This is a genomic window from Streptomyces sp. NPDC023527 (genome assembly GCF_055560115.1).
On record NZ_JBVHJJ010000007.1, the window covers coordinates 39,222 to 53,579 of the forward strand.

The following is a 14,358-nucleotide window of genomic DNA, read 5'->3' on the forward strand; positions in this document are numbered from 1 at the left end:
GCCCGCGGGATGCGGCCCGGGACGCGAATGGCCCGCCGGCACATGGCGGACGAGGGGCACGGCGCGGCCGATCACATGCCCGCGAGCGGCATCGAGGCGGCCACCAGCTGCCCCCGGGACGCGGCGCGGTCCAGCGCCTCCCGCAGCAGGTCCTCGCGCGGCTGCTGCCCGATCGTGCCGACCGGCGCGGCGAAGACCAGCACCTTCCGCGTCTTGTTGACGGCCGACCGCCACTCCTCGGCCACCTGCATCGCCTGATGGGCCTGCCACCACGCGTTGGGCGAGCCCCCGCCGACGCTCGGCTGGAGGATCGCGTGCAGCTGGCCCATGGCCAGCAGGACCGACCAGCCCGGGGTGGGCGGCGGCACCTGCTCGACGGAGGCGACCGGCGCGAAGCCCTGCTCGATCAGGAGCGGCAGGAAGACGTCGACGGGGCCGTTGGTGCCCGGCCGGGCGATCGGGCCGAGCGGCTCCACGACCAGCGCCGGGTGCAGCTCGTCGTTGACCAGGATCAGGCCGCTGGTCACCCCCAGCTCGGCCTGGACCGGCCCGTCGGCGGCCGGCATCGGCGCCGGCAGCGGTGGCGCCTGGACCGGCGCGGCCGGCCCCGGACCGCCCTCACCGGTGATGGACCGCACGGCGCCCTGAAGCTGCTCCTCGGAGACCGGAACGACCTGGGAGGGGATGCAGGCGGCGTGCGCGAAGGCGAGCACGGCCGTCTCCTCGCCGACGAAGAGCACCGTGCTGGTGCGCTCCCGCTCGGTGTCGCCAGGGGTACGGCAGGAGGTGCAGTCGTAACTGCCCGGGGCGTTCTCGCCGCCGAGCAGTCGCTCGGCTTCTTCGTCGCCGATCTCGGCGCGGACGTCGTCGCTGACGTCGAGCATGCGCGGCACGGTGGCTCCTAGAACTCGGTGCGTTGTGCGCCGGGCGGTTCCCGGCTCGTATGGAAGACAACGGGTGATCGACGGCAGGGGTCACGCCCCCGCGGCGTCCGCCCGGCACCGGAAAGGAGGTGATCGCGGAAAGTTCCCCGGTCCGCTACCGATTCCCCATCTGTTGCGGAACGAGTTGGTGATCAGGGCCAACCACCGGGCCCTCGCCACGGTCTAATCTTCCGGTAGGCGGGCTGCAACGGAATGTCCGCGGCGAAACGGCTGCATACGGGGACGAATGCACATCTCATTCCTGATTCACAACGCGTACGGCATCGGCGGCACGATCCGTACGACATACAACCTCGCGGGCACGCTCGCCGAGCACCACGACGTGGAGATCGTCTCCGTCTTCCGGCACCGCGAGGAGCCCGTCTTCGCGCCGAGCCCGAAGGTGCGGCTGCGCCACCTGGTCGACCTGCGCAAGGGCACACCCGGCTACGAGGGCGACGACCCGGAGTACGAGCGCCCCGCCTCGGTCTTCCCGCGCACCGAGGGCCGCTACAAGCAGTACAGCGCCCTCACCGACCGGCGGATCGCCGAGCACCTGCGGAGCCTGGAGAGCGACGTCGTCGTCGGCACCCGCCCCGGCCTCAATGTGCACATCGCCCAGCAGGCCCGGCGCGGTGTCGTCCGCGTCGGCCAGGAGCACCTGACGCTCTCCACCCACTCCCCGCAGCTCAAGCTGACCCTGCGCACGCACTATCCGCGCCTGGACGCCGTCACCACCGTCACCGAGGCCGACGCCGCGACCTACCGCAAGCTGATGCGGCTGCCCGGAGTGCGCGTGGAGGCCGTGCCCAACAGCATCCCCGCCCCCTCCCTCGCCCCCGCGGACTCCACCGGCAAGTGGGTGATCGCCGCCGGCCGGCTCGCCCCCGCCAAGCGCTACGACCTGCTGATCCGCGCCTTCGAGAAGGTCGTGGCCGAGCGCCCCGACTGGCGGCTGCGGATCTACGGCGCCGGCGCCGAGCGCGCCAAGCTGCGCGCCCAGATCGACAAGCGCGGCCTGTACAACCACGTCTACCTCATGGGCCCCGCCAACCCCCTGGACCCGGAGTGGGTCAAGGGCTCCGTCGGCGCGGTCACCTCCAGCCTGGAGTCCTTCGGCATGACCATCGTCGAGGCGATGCGCTGCGGCCTGCCCGTGGTCTCCACCGACTGCCCGCACGGCCCCGGCGAGATCATCGACAACGGTGTCGACGGGCTGCTGGTGCCCACCGGCAAGGTCGACGCCATCGCCGCCGGCCTGCTGAAGCTGATCAACGACGACGAGCTGCGCGCCCGCATGGGCCGCGCCGCCCTGGAGAGCTCCGCCCGCTTCGACCCCGAGCGGGTCGCCGGGCGCTACGAGGAGCTCTTCACCGACCTGGTCTCGCGCGGCGGCCTGCGCGGCTCGCTGCACCGCACCCGCGGCGCCCTGCTCTCCAGCGCCTTCCGCACGACGGACAAGAGCCGCTCCGCCCTGCGAAGGGCGGGTGCCGCGTGATGGCGCCCACCCCTCACACCCCCGAAACCCCCGATCCCTCCGAGGAGCCCACCGCCGTGTCTGCCCCTCCCCTCTTCGGCGCGGGAGACCCCAGCGCCGACTGCATCGCGGACTCCGCGGGCGGGCTCACCTTCGACCTCGACGCACCCGGCCTGCCCGACACCGCCGGTGACTGGACGGCGGCGCTCGTGCTGCGCCGCCGGGGGAGCGAGGCCGAGGGGGAGGACGCCGAGGAGGTCCGTCTGCCGCTCGCCCCCAACGGCGACGGGCGGCTGCGCGCCGTCCTGCCCAGCACCGTCGCCCTGCCCGAGGGCCGCTGGGACGTCTATGTGGCCGCCGCCGACGCCGAACCCAGACGCCTGGTGCCCGGCCTCGCCGACCTGCGCTCGCTGGTCGACCGCAGGCCCGGCCCCGGCACCTCCCCGCTGGCCGTCCGCATCCCCTACGCCACCAAGCACGGCAACCTCTCCCTGCGCAGCTGGCTGCGCGGCCCGCACGCCGAGGCCGGCGACCTCCTCCCCGGCCCGTCCGGCCTGACCGGCCACGGCCGCCTCTACCGCGTGGCGGACCCCGCCGCCTGGCTCGCCGGGGCCGTCGTCGAGGCCCGGCTGCGCCGCGACGCCACCGTGGTCCGTACGGCGCCCGTCGCCCCGGACGAGCGGGACGGTTCCGACAGCCAGGACTTCACCTTCACCCTCTCCTTCGACGGCCTGGTCGAGGAGTGGCGGGGCGGCCTGGACGTCTGGGACCTGTGGCTGCGGACCGCCGACGGCTCCGAGTCGGCCCGTATCGCCCGCATCCTCGACGACATCGCCGACAAGAAGCAGATCTTCACCTACCCGGCGCAGCCGGTGGACGCCCCCTACGCGCCGGCGCAAGCCGGCCCGTATTTCACGGCCGACAACGACCTCGCGCTCCGCGTCGACGAACGTCCGCCGGTCGCGCACTGATCCAGCGAGCGGTCGGGGCAGATCGGAGTATGGTTTTGAACCAAAGGGGCACTCGCATCGACGGAGGTGCGAAAAATGGTTCCTGTTCTGCTCGTCCTGCTTCTCGCCCTGCTGCTCTTCGGCTTCGGGTTCGCCGTGAAGATCCTCTGGTGGGTCGCTCTCGCGGTCCTGGTGATCTGGCTGCTCGGCTTCCTCTTCCGGTCCACCGGGGCCGGGGGTTCGAGGGGTCGTTGGTATCGGTGGTGAGCGGCGACCCTCCCCGCTGACGAGGGTCGTGATGTCACCAGTGGTCGTCGGGGACGGCAGCCGTCCTCGACGACCGTAGCCACGCCGCGCGCCGACGCGCGTGCCGTGGCCTCCTCGGGTCCTGTCCGCGGGTCATGTCACGGATGGTCAGGGATTGGCCCGGTCCGGCTCCACCGGGGCCGGCGGCTCCTCCATCCGGACGACGTCCGGGTGGTGCAGGTCGAACGCGGGCGACTCCGAGCGGATCCGCGGCAGCGTGAGGAAGTTGTGCCGGGGCGGCGGGCACGAGGTCGCCCACTCCAGTGAACGGCCGAAGCCCCAGGGGTCGTCCACCTCGACGCGCTTGCCGTACTTGGCGGTCTTCCAGATGTTGTAGAAGAACGGCAGGTTCGACAGCCCCAGCAGGAACGCGCCGATCGAGGACACCGTGTTCAGGGCCGTGAAGCCGTCGGCCGCCAGATAGTCGGAGTACCGCCGCGGCATGCCCTGCGCGCCCAGCCAGTGCTGGACGAGGAACGTGGTGTGGAAGCCCACGAACAGCGTCCAGAAGTGGATCTTCGCCAGCCGCTCCTCAAGGAACTTGCCGGTCCACTTCGGCCACCAGAAGTAGAAGCCCGCGAACATCGCGAAGACCACCGTCCCGAACACCACGTAGTGGAAGTGCGCCACCACGAAATAGGTGTCCGTGACCTGGAAGTCCAGCGGCGGCGACGCCAGGATCACGCCGGTGAGCCCGCCGAACAGGAAGCTCACCAGGAAGCCGACCGCCCACAGCATCGGCGCCTCGAACGACAGCGAGCCCTGCCACATCGTGCCGATCCAGTTGAAGAACTTCACCCCCGTCGGCACCGCGATCAGGAAGGACATGAAGGAGAAGAACGGCAGCAGCACCGCGCCGGTGGCGAACATGTGGTGCGCCCAGACCACCACCGACAGGGCGGTGATCGCCATGGTCGCGCCGATCAGCATCACATAGCCGAAGATCGGCTTCCGGGAGAAGACCGGGAGGATCTCCGTGATGATGCCGAAGAACGGCAGCGCGATGATGTACACCTCCGGATGGCCGAAGAACCAGAACAGGTGCTGCCACAGCAGCGCCCCGCCGTTCGCGGCCTGGAAGACCTGCGAGCCGAACCGCCGGTCCGCCTCCAGACAGAGCAGCGCCGCCGCCAGGACGGGGAAGGCCAGCAGGATCAGGATCGAGGTGAACAGCACGTTCCAGGTGAAGACCGGCATCCGGAACATCGTCATCCCCGGGGCGCGCATCCCGATGATGGTGGTCAGGAAGTTCACCGCGCCGAGGATCGTGCCGAACCCCGACAGCGCCAGCCCCAGGATCCACATGTCCGTGCCGGTGCCCGGCGAGCGGACCAGGCTGTTCAGCGGGGCGTAGCCGGTCCAGCCGAAGGTGGCGCCGCCCTGCGGGATCAGCAGGCTTCCCACCACGATCAGGGCGCCGAAGAGATACAGCCAGTACGAGAGCATGTTCAGCCGCGGGAACGCCACGTCCGGGGAGCCGATCTGCAGCGGCATGATGGCGTTGGCGAACCCGGCGAACGCCGGTGTCGCGAACAGCAGCAGCATGATCGTGCCGTGTGCCGTGAACACCTCGTTGTAGCGCTCATTGGTCAGCAGCTGGAGGCCGGGCCGGGCCAGTTCGGCGCGCAGCAGCATCGCCAGCAGACCCGCCACCAGGAAGAAGGCGAACGAGGTGATCAGATAGAGGTGCCCGATCTTCTTGTGGTCGGTGGTCGTCAGCCAGTCCACCACCATCCGGCCCGGCCGCCGCTCCCTGACCTCGCCGGCGGCCGCCTGCGCGGTGTCCGTCCCCATCTGCGCTCCCTCGATGTCACCTTCGACGGGCTTTCGGGCTCACGCCATGATGCTCGTCACGCGTCCCTCGCGCGAGGGCGCGTCCGGTGTGTCGACGCCATCACTCACGGGGCAGCAGGGGGCCGAGGGGCCCGAGGTCGATGTTCAGGTCCGCCGGTTCCAGCCCGTACCGCGTCCGCAGCTCCTCCATCCGGTCGGCCAGCAGCATCAGGGTCAGCCCGATCCGCTCCTCCTGATCCTCGGTCAGGTCACCCCGGTCGACCCGGCGCAGCGCCTGTCGCTCCATCAGCTGCCGCAGCAGCTCCACGACCGTCAGCACCAGCCGCATCAGGTCCCGCTCGACGGTGTCCTGGTCCAGCTCCACACGGCGGGTCACGGCCCCACCTCCTTCCTCGGCTCCTCCCACAGCGCCCCCCACGGGGTGGGCACGTCGCCGTCCACCGAGCCGATCAGGGCCTTCAGGTCGATCCGTACGAGATCGACGTCGGCGATGCGCAGGGTGAGGTCGCCGGCGACCACGACACCGCCCGCGAGCAGCCGGTCGAGCACGTCCAGCAGGGACAGCTCCTGGCCGCGGGCGAGCGGCGCGTCGCCGGTCACCGGGGCTCCGGCGCGACGAAGGAGTACGGGGCCCACGGCCCGGAGAGCTCGACCCGCAGTCCGTCCGGGCGGTCCGCGAACGCGCCGACGGCCGACCGGAACTCCTGGCAGCGCTCGCGCCGGACCAGATACGCGGCGTTGAGGAGGTTGTGGCCGGGGCGCCCGGAGAGCCGGCTGTCGCGCGCCGGGTGCAGCCGGGCCTCCTCGGCCAGGGCGAGCAGCGCGGCGTGGACCTGGGACGCCTCCTCCTCCGCGCGCCGCATGCCCTCCTCGCGGGCGCGGCGCTCGGCTCCGCGCCGGGCGAGGTAGTCGCGCCCGGAGCGGACCGGGGGCGCCTCGGCGGGTGGGGCGTCGTCCGGGTCCGTCCAGAGCTTCACCGCCCATTCCGCGCGCCCGTCCAGGCGGTCGAGCGCCGCGTCGAGCTCCTCGTACCCGGCCGTCAGCATCCGACGCAGCCCGCTCTCGTCGCGATAGACCGTCGCCAGCCGCAGCGGCAGCACACAGGCCGTCGCCGAGGCGGCGTCGACGACGCGCTGGTGGCCGCGGGCGACCCGCTCCAGCCACCCCAGGTCCTCCAGCCGCTCCCGCAGCGGCGCCTCGTCGAACTCCGCCGCCGGGACCGTCCCCACCAGCGCCACCAGCCCCCGCTGCCGCACACCGCGCACGGGCCCGCCCGTCACACCCCCGACGCCGGCCAGGGTGTCCTCCGGCAGGTCGGTGTCCCGGGCGACGGCGTAGGCGTACAGCAGCTCCTCGCCGGTCGTCTCCGCGTCGGTCATGGCGTGTCCTCCCGTGACTCCAGTTCGGCGATACGGGCCTTCAGGCGCTCGTTCTCGCTGCCCAGGTCCCGTCGGCGGGCGCCGGGGGAGAGGGCGGGGTCGTGCTCCCACCAGTCGATGCCCATCTCCTTCGCCTTGTCGACGGAGACCACGATCAACCGCAGCTTGATGGTGAGGAGTTCGATGTCCAGCAGGTTGATGCGGATGTCGCCCGCGATGACCACGCCCTTGTCGAGCACCCGCTCCAGGATGTCGGCGAGGTTGGCCGAGCCGCCGGGCGGCGCCGGGTCGGGCAGCCGGCTCGGGAAGGTCATCGCTGTGTTCCCCCTCGCCCCGTCGCCCATCGCTCGGCCTCCTCCAGGCGGTCCAGGAGCGCGTCCTCCCGCCGGTCGAACTCCTCCTCGCCGATCGTCCCCTGCGTCAACTGCTCCTCCAGCGCCTTGAGTTCGTGCCGGACGACGGACGGGTCGTAGTACAGGCGCTCCGCCTCGGCCAGCACCTGGCGCAGGACCCAGCCGACGAACGTCACGCCGCGACGAAGCTGTAGGGCGGCAGCGGGCCGTTCACCTTGAGGTCCAGCTGCGGGTGCGTCTCCTGGAGCCGGCCGACCGCGGTGAGCAGCTCCTGGGCGGCGGTCTTGGCGACGAGGAAGGAGAGGTTGACGAACCAGCCGGCGCTCTCGGGTCCCGGCCGGTGCTCCTCGGCCAGCGGCGCCAGGGTCTGTTCCACCAGCCCGGCGTCGCGCACCTCGCGCTCGCGCACGCCATTGGCGACCATCTCGCCGAAGCGCAGCCGTTGCTCGTACGAGCCGCCGCCGGCCGCCCGGTTGGCCTCGGCCAGGGCCCGCAGCTCGGCGTTCTCGGCGAGGACCAGGTGCAGCACCACGTCCTCGCGGTGCACGGCCTTGATGTTGTACTCGACGCGGCCGGTGAGCCGCTCCAGCCGCTCGCGGTAGAGGTCGCTGTGTTCGGCCAGTACGGAGCGCACCTTCTCGTCGCTGTCGGAGACGCTCCCGAAGCGCATGGGCAGCACCGGGGTCCGCCGGCCGACCTCGGCCAGCACCTGCTGGTGGGCCAGCAGGTCGCGGCGCTTGGGCCGCAGCTTCGGCGGGCAGTCGCTGACCACCGCGGCCAGCCCGTCCTCGCCGATGACGCGCACGGGCAGCGGCGGGTCGCCGATGCCGGTGAGCCCCTCGGGCAGACCGCTCCGCTCGCCGCGCGCGATGCCGTAGACGTACGTGCTCATTCGCTCTCCTCCTTCTCCTTGCGGGAGCCGGTGGCGCGGCGGACGCGGCTCTCGCCCTTCTCCTTGGCCTGGCCGAGGGCGTCGGTGACGGTCTGCGCGGCGCCGGACAGGGCGCCCTTGGCCTTGCCGTGGGCGCCGCTCTCCGTGACCTCGCCGACGAGGTCGGGCAGGCCGGGGCTCCGGTGGGGGCCGGCTTCCAGGTCGAGGCGGTTGCACGCTTCGGCGAAGCGCAGATAGGTGTCCACGCTGGCCACTACCACCCGTATGTCGATCTTGAGGATCTCGATGCCGACCAGGGAGACGCGGACGAACGCGTCGATCACCAGGCCGCGGTCGAGGACCAGTTCCAGGACGTCGTACAGGCCGCTGGTGCCGCCCGCACCCCCGGACTGCTGTGCCGGGACAACGCTCATGTCGGACAACTTCCTCTCGGGACCGTGGATCCGGCGGCCTCAGCGGCGCTGGGCCCTCCCGCGTTCGTAGCGGCTCACGCGGCGATAGCCGGTGAGGAGGCCGTCGGGGTCGAGGGCCACCTCGTAGAGCGCCACGATGCTCATGGTCTCGGGCACTCGGGTGACCTCCACGACCTCGGTCTCCAGCACCCAACCGTCCTCGGTGCGCTCGAAGCGGGAGACGCCTTCGGGGTGCATGCCGGTCAGCTCGGTGAGCTGGTCGCGGGCCGCGCGCAGGAGTTCGACGGGGGTCAATTCCCGCTCCTGTCCCGTCGCGCCGGGCTCGCCGGGATCGTCGGTCTTGTCGGATTTCTCGGTCTTCTTGGAGTCGTCTGATGTGTCTGTCATAGGGGCCTCGCGACTGCGGGTACCTCGGGAACGCCTCCCCAAACCTGGCCTGGACGCGCGGCCGGTGGGTGAAGTGAGCGGGTTGTGGGCGAGGTGTGAGTGGCGTGTGACGGGGATCGGAGCAATGCATTCCGGATAGCCCGGTGAGGAAGGGCGGCGCGGTGGTGCGCAAACACCGGGACGGCATTTACGGAAGAGTCGGCGCGGGGCAATGTGCGGAGATATTCAGGGAGTTCCCGAGGGTATTCGGAGAAGGTCCGGTGAATTCGCCGACGAGGTTTTGCGGAACCGTTCTGGGGGCGGCGAGAAGGCCCGTACGAGTGATGCCCCGCGCGGTAAACCGGTGCCGGTTCTCTGTGACAGAAGTGTGACCGGTGACGACCCGGGGCGCATGACCCCATGGGCGGGTCCGCGCTACCGCCGACGGGCGGCGCGGCCTACGGTGACTTCCATGGCACCTCTACCGAATGTCCCCACCGAACCCGACGAGGCCCCCGAGTCCTACGTCGGCCTCGACACCGCGAGCGCCTCCCACCGGGCGCGCGAGCACGGCTGGGCGACCGTGCGCTCGCTGCCCCCCGGCGCGGTCATCACCATGGAGTACCAGGCGGGCCGGCTGAACTTCGAGGTCGAGAACGGCGTCGTGCGGCGCTGCTGGAAGGGCTGACCCGCCCGGCACGACAACGGCCCCGGCGGCCCCTGGGAGGGGGCCGCCGGGGCCGTCGTGGAGAGCGTGCGGCGCGGGGTCTGTGCGTACCACCCGCGCCGTCGTCCGGGGTCAGCCGCCGACGGTGCGGCCGCGGCCCGTGGCCGGGCCGAGCGGCGCGGTGCGCGGGGTGCGGTCGGGGTGGGGCGGCCGGCGGCTGCCGGCCGGGGTGACCGGGGTGCGCTCGGAACGGGTCGTGTGCGGCTTCGGCGACAGGTGCGGCCGGCCGTCCGGCACGCGGGCCGCCGTGCGCCCGGCGACGCCCACCGGCTCGCGGACGGGCGGGATCCGGTCGTCGGCCGGGGTGCGCGGGCCGCCGACCGTGACGACGGGCGTGACCGTGGTGGGCACGAGCGCGCCGCGGTCGCGGACCCGGCGCCAGAGCGCCAGCAGCAGGGACTCGGCGCGGGCCATCGGCGTCTCGAACCACGGCAGGGCGAGCAGGACCAGGAGGCCGGCGCTCCAGCCGAGGGTCACATCGCTCATCCAGTGGGTGCCGAGATAGACGGTCGTCATGCCGACGCCCAGCGCGAGGAGCGCGGCGATCACCGAGGCCACCCGGCGGGTGCGCGGCGTGGTCGCGAGATAGGCCAGCACCCCCCAGGTCACCACCGCGTTGGCCGTGTGACCGGAGGGGAATATGTCACCGCCGGCGAACATCTCGTTCGAGCCGATCGAGGTGGCGTAGTGCGGACCGAGGCGGCCCATGCCGATCTTGGCGGCGCCCACCGTGGCGTTGAGCAGCAGCAGTGAGGTGCCCAGCACCAGCAGCGGACGCAGCGTCTTCTGCTTGTACGTGCACCAGCCCAGCCACGCCGCCACGGCCACCGCGGTCGGGCCGCGCTGGCCGAGCACCACGAAGTAGTCGAGGAAGGTGTGGATCTCCGGCCACTGCTTGTACGGGCGGAAGAGCATGACCTGCCAGTCGAACCGCACCGGCCAGGACGTGGTGAGCACGCCGACCACGATCGCCAGATAGACCACCGAGGTCGCCACGAAGATCCCGAGACGGGTCCGTGTCATCCGCGGTCGCCGCTGTACGGGCTCGGTCGGGCGCTCCTCCAGTTGGACGAGCTCGTCTTTGGTACGCACCCAATCGACGTTACATTGCGTGATGGGAGGGTTCGGCCGATCGGGCCTGTTTGTGATGACGATGTGATGTGGAATGCGTCTCAAACATGACCTACCCCACGTTTGATTGCGCGTCACATCTCGGGAATGGCCACCGGCCCATAAACGCCGCGGAAATATTCCCACGCCTCGCCCGGGGCATGCGCGGTCATCCGATTTCTTTTTGTGCGGCCCTGTTTATCGGTGATTGGCCCGGGCGTTCCACGGCGTTTCCCGCGGAGTTCTCCGGCGGATCGGGGAAGATCCGCGACGGTCTCCCCGGCGGAACGGCGAAGATCTCCTGGGCGGACCGGGGATGGTCTCTCGGGCCTGCCCCGGACGGTCTCCCGGGCAGCCCCGGACGGTCCCCGGCGGACCCGGAAAGACGATCAAGGCGGGCCGGAGCCGTTCAGCCAGAACGCTCCGTAGACCGCCGACCCCACCGCCACCGCCGACACCGTCAGCACCGCCCGTACCGTCCGCAGCCGGGCGAGGGCCACCGCGAGCGGCAGCAGCAGCGGGAAGGCCGGCATCATCAGCCGCGGCTTGGAACCGAAGTAGCCCTTCGCGGTCAGGGCCAGCAGCAGGACCACGCCGCCGTAGACGAGGAGCGGCAGCGGCTGCCGCTGCCGCACACCGGTCGCGTACAGCCACACCACCAGCGCGACCCCGACCAGCAGCCCCGCACCGGCCGGCCACGCCGGGCCCGTCAGCCGCTCGCCGACGAACGTGCCGAAGGCCACACCGCCGTCGAAGCCGTTGCCCCAACCACCCTGCACATCGAGATAGCCGGTCACGCTCCCCTCGCGGACGCCGACCCACGCGAAGTACGCCAGCCAGCCCAGGGGAGCGAGGGCCACGCCGAGCAGCATCCGGGGCGCCGGCCGCCGCTCGCCGCGCCACCACACCACCGCCGCCGTGACCCACACGGCGGCGACCACCGCCGCGCCCACCGGCCGGGTCAGCCCCGCCAGCGCCGCCAGCGAACCCGCCCACACCCACCGCCCGGTGAGCACGCAGTAGACGCTCCACGCGGCCAGCGCCGTGAACAGCGACTCCGAATACGCCATCGACTGCACGACGCCGACCGGCAGCGCCGCCCACAGCGCCACCAGCGCGATGCCCGCCCGGGGCCCGTACAGGCGGTCACCGGTCAGGAAGACCGCCCAGGCCGCCAGCAGCGAGGCGACCGCGCTGACCGCCAGGCCCGCGTCGGCCGCCGACAGCGGGAAGACCGCGGACAGCCCCCGCTCCAGCCACGGCAGCAGCGGGAAGAACGCCAGATCCGAGTGGACCTTCCCGCCGGGCAGATGAAGGGTGTAGCCGTACCCCTCCTCCGCGATGCGGGAGTACCAGAGGGAGTCCCAGCGCGCCGACAGCAGCTGATGCGGACTCTTGCCCGCCGCGCCGCTCCACAGCGCGAGCACCACCAGACCCAGCGCCCGCACTCCCGCGTACACCAGCAGCGCGGGCACGGCGCGGCGCAGCGCTCCGCGAGCCCCTGGGGCACCGGGCGGGCCACCCGCCCCGGCGCCCGTACCGGCGGGAGAAACAAGATCGGTCACCGGGCAATTGTCCAGCATGCGCGGCACGCACCCGGCGACCGGCCCGTGACGTGACACGGAGCACGTATCCCTGGCCGGGACTCGCGTACTCTGTCGAGTCACTCGCCCTCGACCCCGCCGGGTCCACAGTCCCCCACGGCCCGGCGACCGACCGCGAGCGCACGACACGGAGGTGTGAATGTCAGGGACGACCACGGCCGGCCCCCCACGGGCGGCGGGCGTTCCCCGGCAGCGGACCCGGTACGGGCAGCGGCGTCGGCCGCTCCTGCCGCACGGGCGTGGAGCCGGGGCCAACCGCTGGACCGTGCTCGTCGTCCTCTGCGTCAGCCTGCTCCTCGTCGCCGTCGACGCGACCGTCCTGCACGTCGCCGTGCCCGCGGTCACCGAGGACCTGCGGCCCGGCGCGATACAGCTGCTGTGGATCGTCGACGTCTACCCGCTCGTCTGCGCCTCCCTCCTCATCCTGTTCGGCACGCTCGGCGACCGGGTCGGCCGCCGCCGGGTCCTGCTGCTCGGCTACGCGCTCTTCGGCGTGGCCTCGGCGCTGGCCGCGGTCGCCCGGACGCCGGAGGTGCTCATCGGGGCACGCGCCCTGCTCGGCGTCGGCGGCGCGATGATCATGCCGGCGACGCTGTCCATCCTGCGGCAGGTCTTCCCCGACCGGCGGGAACGGGCGCTGGCGGTCGGCCTGTGGAGCGCGGTCGCCGCGGTGGGCGCGGCCTGCGGTCCGCTGCTCGGCGGCTTCCTCCTCGAACACTTCTGGTGGGGATCGGTCTTCCTCATCAACCTCCCGCTGATGGCCGTCAGCCTCCCCGTCGGGCGGTGGCTGCTGCCCGAGTCGACCGGCGACCGGAACGGGCCGTGGGACGTGCTCGGCGCGCTGATGGCGGCGTTCGGGCTGTTCGGCATGGTCCTCGCCGTGAAGCGGCTCGGTGGCGGCGAGCCGCCGCTGACCCTGGCGACGGTCGTCCCCGGGGCCGTCGGGGCCGCCCTGCTGATCCTCTTCGTCCGCAGGCAGCGGCGGCGCGAGCACCCGCTCGTCGACCTGCGGATGTTCACCCGGCCCGCCTTCGGCACCTCGGTGGGCTGCATCGTGCTCGCCATGCTGGCGCTGGTCGGCCTGGAGCTCATAGCGGCCCAGTACCTCCAGCTCGTCCTCGGCCTCACCCCACTGGAGACCGGGCTGCGGCTGCTGCCGCTCACGCTCGCCGCGATGGCCGCGGGGCTCGCCGGGTCCCGGCTGCTGCACCGGCTCGGGCCGCGCACGATGGTCGCCCTCGGCTTCGTCCTGACCGCCGCGGCCGTCGCCTCCCTGACCGTCATGGGCGCCGAGGACCGGCCCGCGGTCCTCGTCGGCGGCTTCGTCCTGCTCGGCTTCGGACTGGAGACGACGCTCTTCGGCGCGTACGAGTCCATGCTCAGCGAGGCCCCCGAGGAGTCGGCGGGCGGCGCGGCGGCGATCGGCGAGACGTCGTACCAGCTCGGCGCGGGCATCGGGATCGCGCTGCTGGGCAGCGTCATGAACGCCGCGTACGCGCCCGGCGTCGCCGGAACACGGGGGGTGCCGAGCGCGGATTCCGCCGCCGCGAGCCACTCGCTGGGCGAGGCGTACGAGATCGCCTCCCGGCTGGGGGGTCCCGCGGGCACGGCCCTGCGCACGGCGGCCCGCGACGCGTTCGTCCACGGCCTGCACGTCACGCTCCTGATCAGCGCGGGCCTGCTGCTCCTGGGCGCGGTGGCGGCGCTGCGGTTGCCACGCACGATGGAGTGCGGGGTCGCTCCCGCTGAGGGGACACCGGGGGCCTCGCCGGCCGGGGGGCGGACTGCGGGGATTCCGCCGGTGCCCGCCGAAGCGAACTGACCGCCGGTCGGGTAGGAACGGGCTGCGCCCCGAGCGGCCCACGGGGCTGCGCCCCGGCGGGTGTCCTGCCGCTGCGCGGTGCGCGTCCCCACCTTGCCGCGGTGTCGTCGTCCTCCGGTCGCCGGCGGGCGGGCGGCTGACGCACCGCCGTTTTCCTCGCCGCCGCGACGGCGCGTCGTGAGGTGGCGGGATTCGGCGGTGCCGGACGGATGTGTGGGTTGAGGGTGGCTCGGCACCGCCGG

General features: G+C 72.4%; 17 protein-coding genes. 5 read left to right on the forward strand and 12 right to left on the reverse strand.

Annotation, left to right across the window (positions count from 1 at the left end; all coding sequences use genetic code 11):
* Window positions 1-71 precede the first annotated feature (71 nt).
* The gene (locus ACZ303_RS15510) at window positions 72-893 is read right to left on the reverse strand and encodes a hypothetical protein (protein ID WP_467339122.1); all 822 of its coding nucleotides are present in this window, start codon (window positions 891-893) and stop codon (window positions 72-74) included.
* 277 nt (window positions 894-1,170) lie between these two features.
* On the opposite strand from ACZ303_RS15510, the gene ACZ303_RS15515 reads away from it, so the two are divergent.
* The 3 genes from ACZ303_RS15515 (at window position 1,171) to ACZ303_RS15525 (ending at window position 3,617) form a co-directional block, all read left to right on the forward strand.
* Window positions 1,171-2,421: a glycosyltransferase family 4 protein gene (locus ACZ303_RS15515; protein WP_467339124.1), complete on the forward strand. Its 1,251-nt coding sequence runs from the start codon at window positions 1,171-1,173 to the stop codon at window positions 2,419-2,421.
* Window positions 2,422-2,477: 56 nt separating this feature from the next.
* Window positions 2,478-3,371, forward strand: coding sequence for a hypothetical protein (locus ACZ303_RS15520; protein WP_467339126.1), 894 nt, complete (start codon window positions 2,478-2,480; stop codon window positions 3,369-3,371).
* Between the two features lie 75 nt (window positions 3,372-3,446).
* Window positions 3,447-3,617, forward strand: coding sequence for a hydrophobic protein (locus ACZ303_RS15525; RefSeq protein WP_467339128.1), 171 nt, complete (start codon window positions 3,447-3,449; stop codon window positions 3,615-3,617).
* Between the two features lie 147 nt (window positions 3,618-3,764).
* Here the strand turns inward: ACZ303_RS15525 and ctaD are convergent, their stop codons facing one another.
* The 9 genes from ctaD to ACZ303_RS15570 all read right to left on the reverse strand — a co-directional run bounded on the left by ctaD (window position 3,765) and on the right by ACZ303_RS15570 (window position 8,874).
* Complete coding sequence (gene ctaD / locus ACZ303_RS15530) at window positions 3,765-5,450, reverse strand: aa3-type cytochrome oxidase subunit I (protein WP_467339130.1); 1,686 nt, start codon at window positions 5,448-5,450, stop codon at window positions 3,765-3,767.
* A gap of 100 nt (window positions 5,451-5,550) precedes the next feature.
* Window positions 5,551-5,826: a gas vesicle protein K gene (locus tag ACZ303_RS15535; RefSeq protein WP_467339132.1), complete on the reverse strand. Its 276-nt coding sequence runs from the start codon at window positions 5,824-5,826 to the stop codon at window positions 5,551-5,553.
* Entirely contained in the window at window positions 5,823-6,050 is a 228-nt protein-coding gene (locus tag ACZ303_RS15540; protein WP_467339134.1) for a gas vesicle protein, read from the reverse strand. Before ACZ303_RS15540 ends, ACZ303_RS15535 begins: the two co-directional genes overlap by 4 nt.
* Window positions 6,047-6,829: a GvpL/GvpF family gas vesicle protein gene (locus tag ACZ303_RS15545; protein ID WP_467339136.1), complete on the reverse strand. Its 783-nt coding sequence runs from the start codon at window positions 6,827-6,829 to the stop codon at window positions 6,047-6,049. The genes ACZ303_RS15540 and ACZ303_RS15545 overlap by 4 nt, the downstream gene beginning before the upstream one ends.
* Window positions 6,826-7,143, reverse strand: coding sequence for a gas vesicle protein (locus ACZ303_RS15550; RefSeq protein ID WP_467339138.1), 318 nt, complete (start codon window positions 7,141-7,143; stop codon window positions 6,826-6,828). The genes ACZ303_RS15545 and ACZ303_RS15550 overlap by 4 nt, the downstream gene beginning before the upstream one ends.
* On the reverse strand, window positions 7,140-7,358 hold the full coding sequence (locus ACZ303_RS15555) for a gas vesicle protein GvpG (protein ID WP_467339141.1): 219 nt from the start codon (window positions 7,356-7,358) through the stop codon (window positions 7,140-7,142). Before ACZ303_RS15555 ends, ACZ303_RS15550 begins: the two co-directional genes overlap by 4 nt.
* The gene (locus tag ACZ303_RS15560) at window positions 7,355-8,074 is read right to left on the reverse strand and encodes a GvpL/GvpF family gas vesicle protein (RefSeq protein ID WP_467339143.1); all 720 of its coding nucleotides are present in this window, start codon (window positions 8,072-8,074) and stop codon (window positions 7,355-7,357) included. Before ACZ303_RS15560 ends, ACZ303_RS15555 begins: the two co-directional genes overlap by 4 nt.
* Window positions 8,071-8,487: a gas vesicle structural protein GvpA gene (locus ACZ303_RS15565; protein WP_467339145.1), complete on the reverse strand. Its 417-nt coding sequence runs from the start codon at window positions 8,485-8,487 to the stop codon at window positions 8,071-8,073. Before ACZ303_RS15565 ends, ACZ303_RS15560 begins: the two co-directional genes overlap by 4 nt.
* A gap of 39 nt (window positions 8,488-8,526) precedes the next feature.
* Window positions 8,527-8,874, reverse strand: coding sequence for a gas vesicle protein GvpO (locus ACZ303_RS15570; RefSeq protein ID WP_467339147.1), 348 nt, complete (start codon window positions 8,872-8,874; stop codon window positions 8,527-8,529).
* 451 nt (window positions 8,875-9,325) lie between these two features.
* On the opposite strand from ACZ303_RS15570, the gene ACZ303_RS15575 reads away from it, so the two are divergent.
* A complete protein-coding gene (locus tag ACZ303_RS15575; protein WP_467339149.1) occupies window positions 9,326-9,541 on the forward strand; it encodes an I78 family peptidase inhibitor in 216 nt (71 codons plus the stop codon).
* Window positions 9,542-9,652: 111 nt separating this feature from the next.
* Here ACZ303_RS15575 and ACZ303_RS15580 read toward each other — a convergent pair whose 3' ends face one another.
* Both ACZ303_RS15580 and ACZ303_RS15585 read right to left on the reverse strand, forming a co-directional pair.
* Window positions 9,653-10,672: a phosphatase PAP2 family protein gene (locus ACZ303_RS15580; RefSeq protein WP_467339151.1), complete on the reverse strand. Its 1,020-nt coding sequence runs from the start codon at window positions 10,670-10,672 to the stop codon at window positions 9,653-9,655.
* Between the two features lie 407 nt (window positions 10,673-11,079).
* The gene (locus tag ACZ303_RS15585; protein ID WP_467339153.1) at window positions 11,080-12,255 is read right to left on the reverse strand and encodes a hypothetical protein; all 1,176 of its coding nucleotides are present in this window, start codon (window positions 12,253-12,255) and stop codon (window positions 11,080-11,082) included.
* A 178-nt stretch (window positions 12,256-12,433) separates the two neighbouring features.
* Here ACZ303_RS15585 and ACZ303_RS15590 point away from each other — a divergent pair, with 178 nt between their 5' ends.
* Window positions 12,434-14,116, forward strand: coding sequence for an MFS transporter (locus ACZ303_RS15590; protein WP_467339155.1), 1,683 nt, complete (start codon window positions 12,434-12,436; stop codon window positions 14,114-14,116).
* Window positions 14,117-14,358: the final 242 nt, after the last annotated feature.